General features: G+C 49.6%; 14 protein-coding genes and 1 pseudogene. 7 read left to right on the top strand and 8 right to left on the bottom strand.

Going from position 1 to position 14,856, the window contains the following annotated elements:
- Positions 1-9: 9 nt before the first annotated feature.
- Positions 10-708, bottom strand: coding sequence for an alpha-E domain-containing protein (locus OIM59_RS07260; protein ID WP_299169141.1), 699 nt, complete (start codon positions 706-708; stop codon positions 10-12).
- A gap of 30 nt (positions 709-738) precedes the next feature.
- Positions 739-2,055, bottom strand: coding sequence for a circularly permuted type 2 ATP-grasp protein (locus tag OIM59_RS07255; RefSeq protein WP_303895967.1), 1,317 nt, complete (start codon positions 2,053-2,055; stop codon positions 739-741).
- A 311-nt stretch (positions 2,056-2,366) separates the two neighbouring features.
- On the opposite strand from OIM59_RS07255, the gene OIM59_RS07250 reads away from it, so the two are divergent.
- Positions 2,367-2,747, top strand: coding sequence for a helix-turn-helix domain-containing protein (locus tag OIM59_RS07250; RefSeq protein WP_303895965.1), 381 nt, complete (start codon positions 2,367-2,369; stop codon positions 2,745-2,747).
- 128 nt (positions 2,748-2,875) lie between these two features.
- Here OIM59_RS07250 and OIM59_RS07245 read toward each other — a convergent pair whose 3' ends face one another.
- Positions 2,876-3,460: a flavodoxin family protein gene (locus OIM59_RS07245; protein WP_299169135.1), complete on the bottom strand. Its 585-nt coding sequence runs from the start codon at positions 3,458-3,460 to the stop codon at positions 2,876-2,878.
- Between the two features lie 164 nt (positions 3,461-3,624).
- Between OIM59_RS07245 and OIM59_RS07240 the strand changes: the two genes are divergently transcribed.
- Complete coding sequence (locus OIM59_RS07240; protein ID WP_022354549.1) at positions 3,625-3,981, top strand: helix-turn-helix domain-containing protein; 357 nt, start codon at positions 3,625-3,627, stop codon at positions 3,979-3,981.
- A gap of 29 nt (positions 3,982-4,010) precedes the next feature.
- Here OIM59_RS07240 and OIM59_RS07235 read toward each other — a convergent pair whose 3' ends face one another.
- Positions 4,011-4,886, bottom strand: a complete 876-nt coding sequence (locus OIM59_RS07235; RefSeq protein ID WP_303895963.1) for a radical SAM mobile pair protein B — start codon at positions 4,884-4,886, stop codon at positions 4,011-4,013.
- 257 nt (positions 4,887-5,143) lie between these two features.
- Here OIM59_RS07235 and OIM59_RS07230 point away from each other — a divergent pair, with 257 nt between their 5' ends.
- Positions 5,144-6,049: an AraC family transcriptional regulator gene (locus tag OIM59_RS07230; protein WP_299169129.1), complete on the top strand. Its 906-nt coding sequence runs from the start codon at positions 5,144-5,146 to the stop codon at positions 6,047-6,049.
- 11 nt (positions 6,050-6,060) lie between these two features.
- Here OIM59_RS07230 and OIM59_RS07225 read toward each other — a convergent pair whose 3' ends face one another.
- Entirely contained in the window at positions 6,061-6,822 is a 762-nt protein-coding gene (locus OIM59_RS07225; RefSeq protein WP_299169127.1) for an EFR1 family ferrodoxin, read from the bottom strand.
- A 37-nt stretch (positions 6,823-6,859) separates the two neighbouring features.
- The gene (locus OIM59_RS07220; protein ID WP_299169123.1) at positions 6,860-7,873 is read right to left on the bottom strand and encodes an NADP-dependent oxidoreductase; all 1,014 of its coding nucleotides are present in this window, start codon (positions 7,871-7,873) and stop codon (positions 6,860-6,862) included.
- Positions 7,874-8,152: 279 nt separating this feature from the next.
- Here OIM59_RS07220 and OIM59_RS07215 point away from each other — a divergent pair.
- Together OIM59_RS07215 and OIM59_RS07210 are read left to right on the top strand one after the other, a co-directional pair.
- Positions 8,153-8,773 (top strand): annotated as a pseudogene (locus OIM59_RS07215) (TonB-dependent receptor); the annotation flags it as partial.
- A 263-nt stretch (positions 8,774-9,036) separates the two neighbouring features.
- Complete coding sequence (locus OIM59_RS07210) at positions 9,037-10,053, top strand: M28 family metallopeptidase (RefSeq protein WP_299169122.1); 1,017 nt, start codon at positions 9,037-9,039, stop codon at positions 10,051-10,053.
- A 7-nt stretch (positions 10,054-10,060) separates the two neighbouring features.
- On the opposite strand, the gene hcp is transcribed toward OIM59_RS07210, so the two are convergent.
- Positions 10,061-11,710, bottom strand: coding sequence for a hydroxylamine reductase (hcp, locus tag OIM59_RS07205; protein ID WP_299169117.1), 1,650 nt, complete (start codon positions 11,708-11,710; stop codon positions 10,061-10,063).
- 114 nt (positions 11,711-11,824) lie between these two features.
- Here hcp and OIM59_RS07200 point away from each other — a divergent pair, with 114 nt between their 5' ends.
- Entirely contained in the window at positions 11,825-12,448 is a 624-nt protein-coding gene (locus OIM59_RS07200) for a Crp/Fnr family transcriptional regulator (protein WP_299169114.1), read from the top strand.
- 3 nt (positions 12,449-12,451) lie between these two features.
- Here the strand turns inward: OIM59_RS07200 and OIM59_RS07195 are convergent, their stop codons facing one another.
- Complete coding sequence (locus tag OIM59_RS07195; RefSeq protein WP_299169112.1) at positions 12,452-13,213, bottom strand: ATP-binding protein; 762 nt, start codon at positions 13,211-13,213, stop codon at positions 12,452-12,454.
- 222 nt (positions 13,214-13,435) lie between these two features.
- Between OIM59_RS07195 and OIM59_RS07190 the strand changes: the two genes are divergently transcribed.
- Positions 13,436-14,854 (top strand): CDC27 family protein, encoded by a 1,419-nt coding sequence (locus OIM59_RS07190; protein ID WP_299169110.1) that lies wholly within the window; start codon positions 13,436-13,438, stop codon positions 14,852-14,854.
- Positions 14,855-14,856 lie beyond the last annotated feature (2 nt).

Raw genomic sequence — 14,856 nt, 5'->3', positions numbered from 1 at the left:
ATTATATTCTTACAACAAGACAAGATGGTTGATATATTTAAGTACGATTGATTTGTATCCCAGGTTGGAACAGTCGTACACATCTTCCCTTAGCAGTTCGTCCAGGTGTTCCAGTATCATCGGGTCGAAGATGCCTTCCTCGGTCTCCGCACAAAGTTTCAAGGACTCGTATGCCTCTTCTATGCGATAGAAAGGATAGTCGAACCGGATGTGCATGTCCATGTTCTCCACGAGCTTGCCAATCCGCAGGAAGTTGCGTACCCGTTCATCGAACACCCGTTCGTCAATCGAGCCCCAGAAGGCAAGCAAGTAGTCGGTAATCGGCTGAAGGTCGGTGATGTTGTCATCCTTTTTTTCGGCCGACTTCCGGATATACGACAACGAAAGTTCAATGTACGAAAGAGTTTCACTCATAATCTCCTCGCGAAGGACAATGGCGTTGTCATTGGCGGCAGTCAGTCCCGAAATCAGGGAACAGGGATTCTTGTCATCGTACATATAGCCTATCCGGAAACTTTCCTTGTCGGGATAAGGGTTGCTGGTATCCAGTTTCTGATAATATTCCTCGTATTCCTTCGGCTTGCCGTCAATCATCTTGTCGTAGTAACGGCGCAGCAGGTGAAGGCTGATGTAGACTCTCTCTGTATATCGTCCAAGCCAGTACAGGCGGTTGGCCTTAATGGCTGAAATTGTATTGCATGTAATCATATTGTAGTTGTATTTGTTTTTTGAATCTGTTTATTCTTCCATTACCCACGTATCCTTGAATCCTCCTCCTTGGGAAGAGTTGACCACAAAGGAGTTCGGGTTGCGTGAAAAACGGGTCAGTCCGCTTTTCCATACCCGGGTCTGTTCGCCGGAAATGACGAAAGCCCGTAAGTCGGCTTTCCGTTCCACCCGCTCGTCGCCTTCCTGAATCTCCAGGTCCTTGAAGTCGATTACTTCCTGTGCAATCCAGCGGCGAGGCTCATCGATAATCAGCTGCTTCAGTTTCGCCAGTTTCTCGGGAGAAAGATCGCGGCCAAATACCACTCCGTATCCCCCGGCTTCGCTCACATCCTTGATGACCAGCTTTGCGATATTGTCCAGAATATACTGATAATCCTCCTTGTAATACGGAAGATAGGTCGGCGCATTCTGCAGAATCGGTTTCTCGTTCAGGTAATACGTAATCATCTTAGGCACGAAATAGTAGATACCTTTATCGTCGGCCACTCCATTGCCCAGGGCATTGACCACCGCCACATTGCCTTTCCGGTAGGCCTGCATGAGATGAGGAATACCTATCAGGGAGTCCGAATTGAAGGTCAGCGGGTCAAGGTATTCGTCGCTGATACGGCGATAGATGCACCCCACCTGCTGTCTTTCTTTGTACAGTCCCATGTAGTAGACAATGTCGTTCTCTACCACCAAATCTCCCGGGAAAGCCAAGGTGGCTCCTGTTTTCTCGGCCAGATACGAATGTTCAAAGAAGGCCGAATTATAGCGTCCGGGAGTCAGGATGACCGAAATGCCCCGTCCGTCGTTCATATAGTCCATCATCTCCTTCAGCAGACTGCTGTAATCGCGGTTGTCGGCCACCGCATTCTCCTGAAAAGTGAGCGGTGATACTTTCCGCGTGATGGTACGGGCTATCATCGGATAAGACGCGCCGGAAGGAATGCGGAGGTTGTCTTCCAACACAAACCAGCGGTTGTCTTTTGCCTGCACCAGGTCGATACCCGATATGTGCGAATAAATGTCGTGGATGGGCGACACACCTTCACACTCCGGAAGGTATCCCTTGGACGAATAAATGAATTCGGCCGGTATAATGCCGTCTTTGATAATTTCTTTTTCGTGATAGATGTCGTATAGGAACAAATTCAACGCATCGACACGCTGTATGAGTCCCCTTTCCAGATAATCCCAGTCTTCCTTGGGAATCACCCTCGGTATGGCGTCAAAAGGGAACAACTGTTCTTTAAAAACCCCGTTTTTGTACACTCCGAAACGCACGCCAAAGCGTTCCATCCATTTGTTGACCGCGTCTCGGTTTTCAATCATTTTATCCATATCCTTACCTTTTTAAATTATACCTTATCTCCATCTTTTTCACTTGCGCTACGTTCGATTTCCCCTTTGCAAACGAGCCATTTCTTTTGTCCATGTTCCTGGGAGAAAGACATCCCAGGTTTATCAATTTAATACTTGTGATATCATTTTATTTGTATATTTTGTATAATTATAGCATTATAAATATTGTTTTCACGAAATTATAAATAAAAAGATATTTAAACAAGCATTTTAACAGCAAAATGAAATTCCCCGCTGCATTTTTACTTTTTATTTGTACTTTTGTAGAGTAACCGATAGAACTATTTGATATGGATAAGAACAAACGGAATGACGATATTTACCTCAGGAACTGTCCGATTCGGAACGTGCTGTCCCGTATTTGCGACAAATGGTCGATTCTGGTTATTTTTACCTTGGAACAGTTTCCGGTGATGCGTTTCAGTGAACTCCGTCGCATGATTCCAGACATTTCCCAGAAGATGCTGACGGTCACTCTCCGCACGCTGGAAGAAGACGGACTGGTCAGCCGGAAAGTATATGCACAGATACCGCCCAAGGTGGAATATTCGTTGACTCCCCGCGGAAAATCCTTGCTTCCCCATCTGAACGGGCTGATACAATGGGCCAAGGAGCAGATGGACGACATCCTGCAGGATCGCCTGAATGAATCGGGCGGTCCAAGTATATGATACTGTCGGCCGTTACTTGCGGTGAAGCAGGTGGACAAAAAAATCTCCGTCGTGAATTACAGGACTTCTTTCTTCTCAAAGAATGAAGGCCTTTGTTTCGCGACGGAGACACAAATCTGAAAAACGGATTAGAATTTTTCAGCCAATGCGGCAGCTTGCCGACAGCCGTCGGTTTTCTCAATTTCCCCTTCGTTCAATACACCGGGCACCAGCACCTCTCCTACCATGTCCCACTTCAGCAGTGCAGCCGAACGCTCCAAGGGAATACGTACACCGTCCATGACGTGAGGATCTTCCTCCTCACAACAGGTAATCAAGGCACATTTCTTTCCGGCAATGTCTTTTCCGCCCACTACGAGCGAGAACAGGCGGTCGATGACACCTTTAATTTGTGCCGGGATGGAATACCAGTAGACCGGCATGGAAAATACTACGGCATCCGACTCCAGGATGGCCGGGGCTATGAGGTTGAAATCGTCGTCGAAAGAACAGGCTTTTCCTGTCTTGTAACACGTCATGCAGGCATGGCATCCGCCAATCTTCAGAAAAGCGGCATCAAAACGTTGGATGGTATGACCGCGCTGTTCGGCGGCTTTCACAAACGCCTCGGTCATGGCAAAACTGTTGCCCTTCTTGCGAGGGCTTCCGGTAATTACAGTAATTTTCAGGGCCGCTTCTTCCACGGCTTCATACTCTTCAATACTTGCTCTCATATTCCATAATTTAAGGAGGTTATACTGCTGCAAATGTAGGCGATGGGAACGGTTCATACAAGTACCGAAAAATTATTCACCTACCGAAAAATTATTCGGTATGCAGGGGATTCGGGAGTTATCCTTATCTTTGCGATTGTGTAATTGTTTACTCTTTAGAAACCATGTACGAAAGAAAGATACCTGTGGACCTGGACTGCCCGCTCCGGCTGACCATGAGCCTGATAGACTCCAAATGGAAATCGTGTATGCTGGATGAACTCCGGCATCGGGCGTTGCGTCCCAGTGAACTGCACAAACTCTTCCCGGAAGCGACGCCCCGGGTGCTCGACATTCAGTTGAAGGAACTGGCAGAAGACGGACTCGTTTCCAAAACCACCTACCATGAAGTACCTTTGCGGACGGAATATGCCTTGACCGAGTTGGGGTGCAGTCTGCTGCCGATTATCGATGCCATGATTGAATGGGGCAACCGGAATACGGAGGTGTTTGAACGCAAATACGGCGCTGCAAAGGAATGAGATTCCTTGCAACGCCGTATTTAATCATCTTATCGGTTCAGTCTGATTTTTTCGTGATAGAAATAGTTGACAAGCACGGGTTTCCCTTTTTCGGAACGTCCGTAGGGCAAATCGTTTACCCGATAGGGAAAGCTTTGTTGTGCGGCATAGGATGAAATCTCCTCTTCCAAGGCTTTCCAGTAATCCAGTCTTTTCTGGTTGTATATTTCCTCGTACAGCGGAAAGAGTGCGGGATGCTTCTCACGGATATACGCCATGATTTCTCCTTTGAACTGCCCACGCAGATTCAGGTTTTCCAGCCAAATTAAATCGGCATATCCTTTTACTTCTTCGATAATCGCCTTCACATTGGTGATGCCTGGAAAGATAGGCGACACGAAACATACGGTACGGATGCCTGCCTCATAGACCTGCTGCATCGCACGCAAGCGGCGTTCGATGCTGACTGCCCGGTCCATGTCCGCACGAAACTCCTCATCCAGTGTGTTGACCCACCAGGAAACCGTGACCTTGGGGAATTGCTTCAACAGGTCCAGGTCGCGCAGCACAAGGTCGGACTTCGTGCAAATCATCAGTTCGGCCTGTGTACCGCGAAGTTCTTCTAGCAGACGGCGAGTATTTTGGAATTCGGCTTCGTAGGGGTTGTATCCATCCGTCACGGAACCTATCACAATACGTTCACCATCGTATTTATGCGGGTTCGCTATCGGTTTCCAGTGCTTCACATCCAGAAACGTGCCCCACGGTTCAGTATGTCCGGTGAAGCGTTTCATGAACGAAGCGTAACAATATTTGCAGGCGTGCGGGCAACCCACGTACGGGTTCACCGAATAACCTCCAACGGGCAGAGAGGATTTGGTCATGACGCTCTGCACTTCAATCTCTTGAATGATTTCTGTATCCATCGCTTATAATACTATATTTATTTTTCAGCCAACACCGGATTGACCAATATACACTTGCCTGCGTAATGAATCTTCAATGTCGCATTGCGCCCCAATTGAATAACTGCTGTCTTGTTTTTATCCATAGCCTTCTGTTTTTTTGTTCATCGCAAAAGTCGGTATATTTTGTTTCACTCCTCATACCCAAAAAGAAGGGAAACAGGCCATTTTGATAATTACATTCTTTATCTTTGCGTGTGAAACAATTTGGAAAAGTCATGAAAAAGAAAAATCTCAATCCGGAAAGACTTGTCAACGTCCCGTTCAACAAGACCCAATGCGGCGTGGATTTCTATATCAATACCGGACATAGTAGTGAGATTTGTGGAGTACTGACTGAGAATCCGACCTTCAAGACGGATTTCTTCGAATTTTTCTTTTTCCGGAAAGCCAACGGTTTTCTGGTGCTGAACAATAAACGAATAGCACTGCATGATGACATGGCGCTACTTCTCTCTCCGCACCAGCAACAGGAATGGCACGTAGAGGAAGAAGCTTTGGACTATACCTTTCTTATCTTCCGAGAGGATTTCATGCGTACTTTCATTGCCGACAAGTTCTTTGCCTACCGTCTGCTGTATTGTTACCAGACGGATACCCCTCCTTACCTGTCACCCGTTTCCCAATCGTTGTTTAGGGAATGTATGCAGTTGCTGGAGAAAATCAAGCAGGAACTGCAATATCCCACTGCCGACAGCTACAACCTGATTGTAGCTGTATTGTATTACCTGTTACTGGTAATCAACCGTGAATATGCTTCCACTTACCATCTTCCCATGGATGTTCCTAAAAACAACTACGCCTATCAGTTCAAGGAACTGCTTGAACAGCATATACGGGAGATGCAGCGGGTGACAGAATATGCCGACATGCTCCATATCAGCCGAATTACCCTGAACCATGCCGTAATGGCTCAATTCGGCGTATCTGCCTCCCATCTGCTCAAACAACGCTTGTTGGAGGAACTGAAAAATGAATTGCTATTCTCCAACCGCAGTGTGAGCCAGCTGGCCGATGATTTCCATTTTTCCGACCCCAGCCATCTGATGCGTTTTTTCAAGCAGCAGACTGGCAAGACTTGTTCGCAATACCTGTCTGACTATCAGCACGGCATTTACGAATAATCTTAATATCACTACAGGTAAAGTTCGTTCGCTTTCCGCTGGGAACAGGCTTTCTTGAGCATCGCATTGACCAGAAACAACATCAGACCATTGATTTTGCGGGCAGAATGAGGACAGACCGCTACACAACGCATACAAGAGATGCAGGCTTTCTTGTCCACTTTCTGGGAGTCCATTAGATTGATGGCTCCTACGGGACATTTCCGGGCACACACTCCGCAATTTATACAGGCTTTTGTGGGTTTCGGTACAATTCCCGTCGCTCCTGCTTTCCGGTACGGACGGTGACCGGGAATCTTCGGTTCGCAAGTATCCCCGGAAGCGATTTTCTGCGCTATCTGACGGGCAAATTCCGCAAGCTGTGTCCGGTCTTCTTCGTCCGGCCGTCCGGCGGCATAACGGCGGGCAATGGAGTGTTCGGCTACGGCCGCTACGGCTGCCACCACTTTAAATCCGGCCTGATGTGCGATGTCCTGTAACTCGACTAAGGTATCCTCGTAGGCACGGTTTCCATACACGCAAATGAGAATAACGCTGGCATCGTGGCCTTGCAAACGGACAATACGTGCGGCGGCAGTTTCGGGTACCCGCCCGCTATAAGAGGGTACGGCAATCACAGCTACGTCTTCTTTCGTCAATGAAATGCCGTCAAAGTTTCCCTTGGCATCGGTCAAATCTATCTTGACAGCACTTTGGGTCAAGCCCTTTGTGACAGCATCTGCCACTTTCTGTGTACCTCCCGTGGGACTGAAACAAATCTCGTAATATTTCATTTTTCTTCTATTTTAAATGGAATAATTTCCGGTTACACTACAAACGAATCACGACCTTTCCGTTGGGATGCCCCTGCGACTGAAAACGTATGGCTTCACCTGTCTGCTCAAGATGGAACACCTGCGGAGCGATTCTGGGACGGATATGCCTTTCTTCTACGATGCGGGTCACTTTTTCCAACTGCTCTCCATCGGCACGCACGAACATGAACCGGTATTCTTTTCCTTGTTTCCGGGCTTTGCGGTCGTAAGGAGCGCCTACGGCGGCAAACAGCCATTTCTTAAAGAAAGAAAAACCGTTTCGTTCGGCATATTGCTTGTTGGGAGCAGTCCGCAGGCTCAACAAACGTCCTCCTTTTTTCAGTACCGACAGCTCGTGAGCAAATTCCTTGGCTCCGATGCCATCAATCACATGATCCACTTCCGGCAGCACTTCCCAATAATTCTCCTTCCGGTAGTCGATGTAACGGTCGGCTCCTATACTCAGTAAATGTGCTTTTGCCCGTTCGTTGCCCGTCACAATCACCCGCAATCCCAAGGCTTTGGCAATGGGTACGGCCATCTCGCCAAAACTTCCGGAACCTCCTGTAATCAAAACCGTTTGTCCGGGTTGCGCCTCCAGTTCTTCCGTAAAAGCCTGATAAGCCGTCAGCCCTGTCAGCGGAATGGCGGAAGCCGTCAGAAAGTCACAATCTTCCGGCATAAAAGCCAAGGCGTGCTGGTCTATGGCCACATATTCGGCAAAAGCCCCGATTTTGGCCAAGGGCAAACAGGCATACACTTTGTCGCCGGCTTTAAAGCGGGTCACAGCGGCACCTGTCTGTTCCACGATGCCAGCACATTCGTTGCCTAAAATCAACGGCATGGGATAGTCTTGAATCACCCGGATACCTCCGGTCAGAATAAGCTGGTCCAATGGATTGACTGCGGCTGCCTGAACCTTTACCAATACGTCCGACAGACCGATTTCCGGTATCGGAAGTGAGTTGAGGTGGATTTGAACTTCTTTCGAATATCTTTTAATTTGAGCTGCTTTCATTAAAGGGGTCATATTCCTTTGTTTTATACAAATATCAAGAAAATTCTTCATTTTAGATGCAAAAGTATGGAGAATAAGAAAATAGAAAGAGGTTAAAAAGTCTCAGAAAATGGTTGTTTTTTCGTGATTCCCCCCCATGGAAGCAATTCCATCGGCCTGAAAAAGCATCTCTATCCGGGATGAAGAAAAGATTATCTGTCATGCAGGTAAGGCAAAACGGAAGAATATTTACTACTTTTGTCACATTTAGTCATGTAGTGCGTCATAAGAAACACAAACAAAAATGAATCAATGAAAAAAGTATATCTTTCTATTATAGGTATTAGCTTGGCCTGTCAAGCGGGGATGGCCCAAACCTCATCACGCGATACACTTTCACTTACAAACCAGATTCACCAGATAGACGAGGTTGTGGTGACCGGTGCCCGCCAAGAGACGGATGTGCGCCATCTGTCGCAGACCGTATCGGTGATGGGGCGTGCCCAGATTGAACACTCCCTGCAATCGTCCTTATTGCCGGTGCTGACCGAGCAGGTTCCCGGACTCTTCGTCACCTCGCGCGGGGTGATGGGTTATGGCGTGTCCAACGGGGCGGCGGGAAGCATCTCCCTGCGTGGACTGAGCGGAGGAACGGCCCGGCTGATGGTCTTGATTGACGGCCATCCGCAATATGCCGGCATTTTCGGTCATCCGATAGCCGATGCCTACCAGTCGTTCCTAGCCGAACGGGTGGAAGTGTTACGAGGTCCAGCCTCGGTGTTGTACGGTTCGAACGCCATGGGCGGCGTGATTAACATCGTGACGCGGAGGATGCAGGAAGACGGGGTGAACACCCATCTGCATGTGGGCTACGGTTCGTATAATACCTTGGAAACGGAACTGACCAACCGTGTCCGCAAGGGACGGTTTTCCCAGACCGACCCCGTAGTGACAGAAGATTTCGTGCTGTGGAACGTACGGGCTTCCTTCCGGGCTATCCGCTGGCTGGACATCTGGGCACGTGGCGAGAACCTGCTGGCCCAGCGATACGAAATCAATGCCGGATATCCCATGCCGCGCACCACAGTGATGGCTGGAGTAAACCTCAATTTTTAGGAAATCAGGCTCCTGTTACGTGAAGAAACCAGAAGAATAAATTGGGGAATTCGCAAGTTCTCCCTATTTTTGCTCTCATTATGAAAAAGACTGTAACCTCTCTGTTACTGGCATGGACCATCGGTTCATGCGGTACCTCTCTCCTGCAGGCACAAACTGCTGTGGAAAAAGGCCTGCAAAGTATTAACCGACCTTCGGCCGAAGCCATCGTAGGCTTTCTGGCAGACGATGCCCTGCAAGGACGTGAAGCCGGTATGAACGGTTCGCGCGTGGCTGCCCGCTATCTGGTTTCCTGCCTTCAGGAAGCCGGGATTTCTCCTCTTTACGGAGATTCCTATTATCAACCCTTCGAGGCTTGTGCCAAGGAAAGACAGCAAAAAGGCCGCTGGCAGGTACATCCTGATTCCATCGCCCAATTGAAGCAGCTGACACACCGTTCCCTCCGGATGGCCAACGTGCTGGGAATGATTCCCGGAGAACGGACGGACGAGTATGTAGTGGTCGGTGCCCATTTCGATCATCTAGGCATTGACGAGACACTGGCGGATGACAAGATTTACAACGGAGCCGACGACAACGCATCGGGAGTGTCGGCGGTGCTACAGATTGCCCGTGCCTTTCAGGCCAGTGGCAAGAAACCGCTGCGCAACGTGATCATCGCCTTCTGGGACGGAGAAGAAAAAGGTTTGCTCGGCTCCCAGTATTTCATGCAGCATTGTGATTTCGTGAAGGAGATTAAAGGTTATCTGAATTTTGACATGATCGGGCGGAACCATTTCCCGGAACAGCCCGAACATGTGGTGTATTTCTATACGGAGGCGCATCCGGCCTTGGGACAGTGGCTGAAGGACGACATCGTCCGTTACAAGCTGAAACTGAAGCCCGACTACCGTCCTTGGGACCGTCCGGTGGGAGGAAGCGACAATGCCTCGTTTGCCGTGCACGACATTCCCATCATCTGGTATCACACGGATGGGCATCCGGACTACCACCAGCCTTCCGACCATGCAGACAAGCTGAACTGGGAGAAGGTGGTGGAAATCACGAAAGCTTCTTTTCTCAATGCCTGGAATCTGGCCAACGAGAAATCCTATTAAGCCGTCATCAGATGCCGAACAGTTGCATGTCCGCTTCGGGGGTAGTAATACCTCCGATGCCGAACTGTTCGACCAGTACCTTGGCTACGTTCGGTGAGAGGAAGGCCGGCAATGTGGGTCCCAGGTGAATGTGTTTCACGCCCAGGCTCAGCAGGGCCAGCAGGACGATGACCGCCTTCTGTTCGTACCAGGCAATGTTGTACACGATGGGCAGTTCGTTGATGTCGTTCAACTGGAAGACTTCCTTCAGTTTCAGGGCAATCACGGCCAGTGAGTAGCTGTCGTTGCATTGTCCGGCATCGAGTACCCGAGGGATTCCCTGAATGTCGCCCAACGGCAGTTTGTTGTAACGGTACTTGGCACAACCTGCTGTGAGGATGACCGTATCTTTCGGAAGGGCCTGTGCAAAATCGGCATAGTAATCGCGGCTCTTCATGCGTCCGTCACATCCCGCCATGACCACAAACTTGCGGATGGCTCCGCTCTTCACCGCTTCTACCACCTTGTCGGCCAACTGCATCACCTGATTATGAGCAAATCCACCGACAATCTCTCCCTGTTCCAGTTCCACAGGTGGCTGGCATTGTTTGGCCAGTGCGATGACCTCCGAGAAATCCTTGTGTCCCTCGGCATCCGTAGCGATGTGCTTGCAGCCGGGATAACCTGTCGAGTTGGCCGTAAACATCCGCTCCTTGTACGTTGCATTCTCCAGTGGCGGCACGATACAGTTGGTGGTGAACACAATCGGACCGTTGAAGGCCGTAAACTCCTCGCGCTGCTTCCACCAGGCGTTTCCGTAGTTGCCCACAAAATGCTTGTATTGCTTGAACGCCGGATAATAGTGTCCCGGAAGCATCTCGCTATGCGTGTACACATCCACTCCCGTACCTTCGGTCTGGCGCAGCAGCTCTTCCAAATCGTGCAAGTCGTGTCCGCTGATTAGGATACCCGGATTCTTGCCTACTCCGATGTTCACCTTTGTCAGTTCCGGATGACCATAGCGGGTGGTGTTCGCCTGATCCAGTAACGCCATCACCTGCACCCCGTGCTGTCCGGATTCGAGAACCAGCGCCACCAGTTCATCGGCTTCCATTGCCTGTACGGTGATGCGGGCCAGCGCCGATTGCATGAACGCATGGATAGCTTCATCGGCAAAGCCTAGTCGCATGGCATGTTCGTGGTAAGCAGCCATACCTTTCAGCCCGTACATCAGCAGCTCCTTCAACGAGCGAAGGTCTTCGTTCGGTTCTCTCAGTACCCCTACGGAAGCCGATTTGGCCAGATAGTCCGCTTCCCCACCGTTCCAGGTCAGTTCGTCCACCTCCGGCAAGGCGATGCCGGCATCGGCAGCACGTGCCTTCAAGCGGTCGCGCAGCTCCAAGCCTTTGCGCACACGGGCCAGAATACTTTCGTCATCAAAATTGGCATTGGTAATCGTAGAAAAAAGCGCGTCGGTGACAAAACCATTCGTGTCGGCTTCCCCCTCAAGGCCTTTCGTACGCAAGGCATCGGCGGCTACGGATACTCCACGCACCACAAACAGCAGTAAATCCATGTAACGTGCGGTGGTATCTTTCTTTCCGCACACACCTTTCAACACACATCCTGTGCCCTTGGCAGCTTCCTGGCACTGGTAGCAAAACATGTTTCCTTCCATATTCTTTCTTGGGTTATTGTTGATTTTTCATTAAGTTTGCGCAAAGATGAGGAATCCCCCGCGGGATTTCTGTCACCTATGTGACACGGAACCCAAAGAAAAGTTAAAAGAAAGATGCATACCGAAGTTTTGACACGAATGAGCCTCTTTGAAGGATGCGAGGCAGAAGCCCTTCACCAACTACTGCGTGAGGCGCCGAACAGTTTGCGCACATATAAAGAAGGAGAATATATTGCCCGTCAGGGAGACGCATGCCGTTCCTTGTTTATTCTGATGAAAGGGAACGTGAAGACGCAAATGGAAAATGCAGAAGGCAAACAGCTCACTATCGACTGGATCAAGGCGCCCGACATTCTGGCTCCGGCCTTCATCTATGCCTCGGAGAACCGTTTTCCAGTGAATGTGGAAGCCACAGAACTCTGTGAAGTACTCGTCATGGACCGTACCCGTTTCGAGGCTTTCATGCATGCCCAGCCGGCTGTGATGCGGAATTTTATCGCCATCATTTCCGACCGGAGCCTGTTTCTGAGCCGCAAGCTGAATGAATTCGCCTTGCAGAGCCTGAAATCACGCCTGCTGAACTACCTGCAAATGCACGGCGGTATCCACAACCAGCAGGAAGTGGCCTTTATTTTGGGAGTAGCCCGTCCGTCACTGGCCCGTGCCCTTTCGGAACTGATTGCCGAAGGAAAAATCACCATGACGGGTAAGCAGGTAGTACTGAATACCCCTGAATGAGACTTATCCGAGTGAATCCTCGTCACCCTCTGCCGGAAGGAGGTCGCGCTGGATATTGTTCATGCTCCCCCACAGGCTGTAACGTGCTTCCGGATTCATGGCTTCCAACCGGGCCAGCACCTCTTTCATGTCCGAACGATGGGAGTCTTTTTCATACGGGCAATTCTTCACCTGCTTGCGGAAACCACGGAGAGCGGCCATCTCTTTCAGGTCGGCTTCGTGTACCAGACACATGGGACGGATAATCGTCATGTCGAACTTGCGCATTACGAGCCGCGGCGGCATGGTGCTGAAAGCCCCCTGGAAGGTCATGTTCATGAGCAAAGTCTCCAGAATGTCGTCCATGTGGTGTCCCAACGCGATTTTGTTGCATCCGTACTCCTTGGCCACGGTAAAGAGCGCCTTCCGCCGGTTCCACGAACACAGGAAACACGGAGATTTCCGGTTGTCGGTCGACGGGTCGAACTCGGTTTCATAGCACACATACGGTACCCCCAGGTTCTCGGCATATTCGCGCAGATAAGTCTGGTCGGACTCGTAGGCGATGTTCTTCATCACCACGTGAGCCGCTACCACCGAAAATTTGGGTTTGTAGATGCGTGAACGCAAAGCCAGCAACTCCAGCAAGGCCAGTGAGTCTTTTCCCCCCGAAAGGCCCACCAGGATTCGGTCGCCTTCCTCTATCAGGTTGTATTTCATAATCCCTTTCATGAACCGCTGGTTGATGCGGCGCATCAGGCGGTCTTCTTCCGTCATTTTTCCCATACGTATGCTACTAAAAACGGCGGCGAAATTACGAAAAACGTCCGAATAACGGGAAGTGGTTACGCTTTTTTATGAACTGCATCGTGACGGGAATACACATTATTTGTTATATTCGCAAAAGCGAAACGCGCAAAGTTTCACGTAAAGAGAAAAATTGGGAACAGAAAATGGTATAATTCCCAGAATATTCCTACATTTGAGAAACTTTTAGACACAGAAACGATGAAAAAAAGATACATACTCCCTTTATTGGCTCTTTGCTGTGCCGGAGGGGTTTCCGCACAGACCTTAAGCCAAGCACAGAAATGGTTCAACGACAAGCAGTTTGACAAGGCGAAACCCGTCTTCCAACGCTTGGTGAAACAATCTCCTTCGAACGCCAACTACAACTTCTGGTACGGTGCGTGCTGCTACGAGACCGGCGAATTGCAGGAATCTGTACCCTATCTGGAGAAAAGTGCCGAACGCAAGGTAATCAATGGCTTTCTCTACCTGAGCAAAGCCTATTTCGACTTGTACCGTTTTGACGAAGCCATCGAAAATCTGGAAGACCACATTTATTGGATGGAACGTAAGAACCGCGACACTTCCGACTTGGAAGCATTGATGAACCGTTACCGCATGGGAGCCCGCATGATGCGGGGCGTGGAGAACGTGGCCGTCATCGACAGCTTTGTGGTCGACAAGAACAACTTCCTTCAGGCATATAAAATCAACGAAGAATCCGGAAAGGTGGGGCTTACTGGCGAAAGCGACTGTACGGAATTCACTAACGGAATGAAGGATAAGAAAATCCTCTCCCATCGTGTGCCAGAAACAGGTCAGAAAGCCCTCTACACCAGTGTCACACTGGGAGGTGACTGGGGAGTACCCGAAAAAGTCAATGGTTTGGACGAAGCAGGTACCGACTTGAACTATCCGTTTATCAATTCCGACGGTATTACTCTTTATTTTGCGGCCAAGGGAGAAGAAAGCCTGGGTGGTTATGACATTTTCATTACCCGTTATGACTCGGAAGACGGAAGCTATTTGAAGCCGGACAATATGGGGTTCCCGTTCAATTCTCCTTTTAACGACTATATGTATGCCATCGACGACTTTAACGACCTGGGATGGTTCGCTTCCGACCGTTATCAGCCGGAAGGCAAAGTCTGTGTGTATGTCTTTGCCCCTAACAGTTCAAAGCGGGTGTATGATTATGATACGACTGATTCCGAATTGCTGACCAATGTAGCGATGCTGAACGGCATCCGGAACACTTGGAGTGATGCCGATAAGGTCCGGATAGCCAAGCAACAACTGGCGCAAGTGATGTATGGTGAAAACGAGACCCAAAAGAAAGGTGATTTCCGCTTCGTGGTAGATGACAATGCCATTTATCACACCCTCGCTGATTTCCATTCTGCAGATGCACGGAAAAAATACCAGCTGCTCCAGCAGAAAGAAAAAGACCTGGAGGCCATGAATGAGGCCCTCGTACAGATTCGGACCAATTATGCATCGGGCAATACGGAGCTGAAGAACAAGCTGACACCGGGTATCCTCGACCGCGAAAAACGGGTGAAAGAGCTGCGCGAAGAAATTGAGGCGCTTACTCTTGACATCCGGAACACGGAAATCAAGAAACTGAAGAACCTCTAACA

This window comes from Bacteroides mediterraneensis (assembly GCF_025993685.1).
Classification (GTDB): domain Bacteria; phylum Bacteroidota; class Bacteroidia; order Bacteroidales; family Bacteroidaceae; genus Phocaeicola; species Phocaeicola mediterraneensis_A.
The sequence above is the reverse complement of the archived record's forward strand: the minus strand, read 5'-3'. Positions and strand labels throughout refer to the sequence as shown.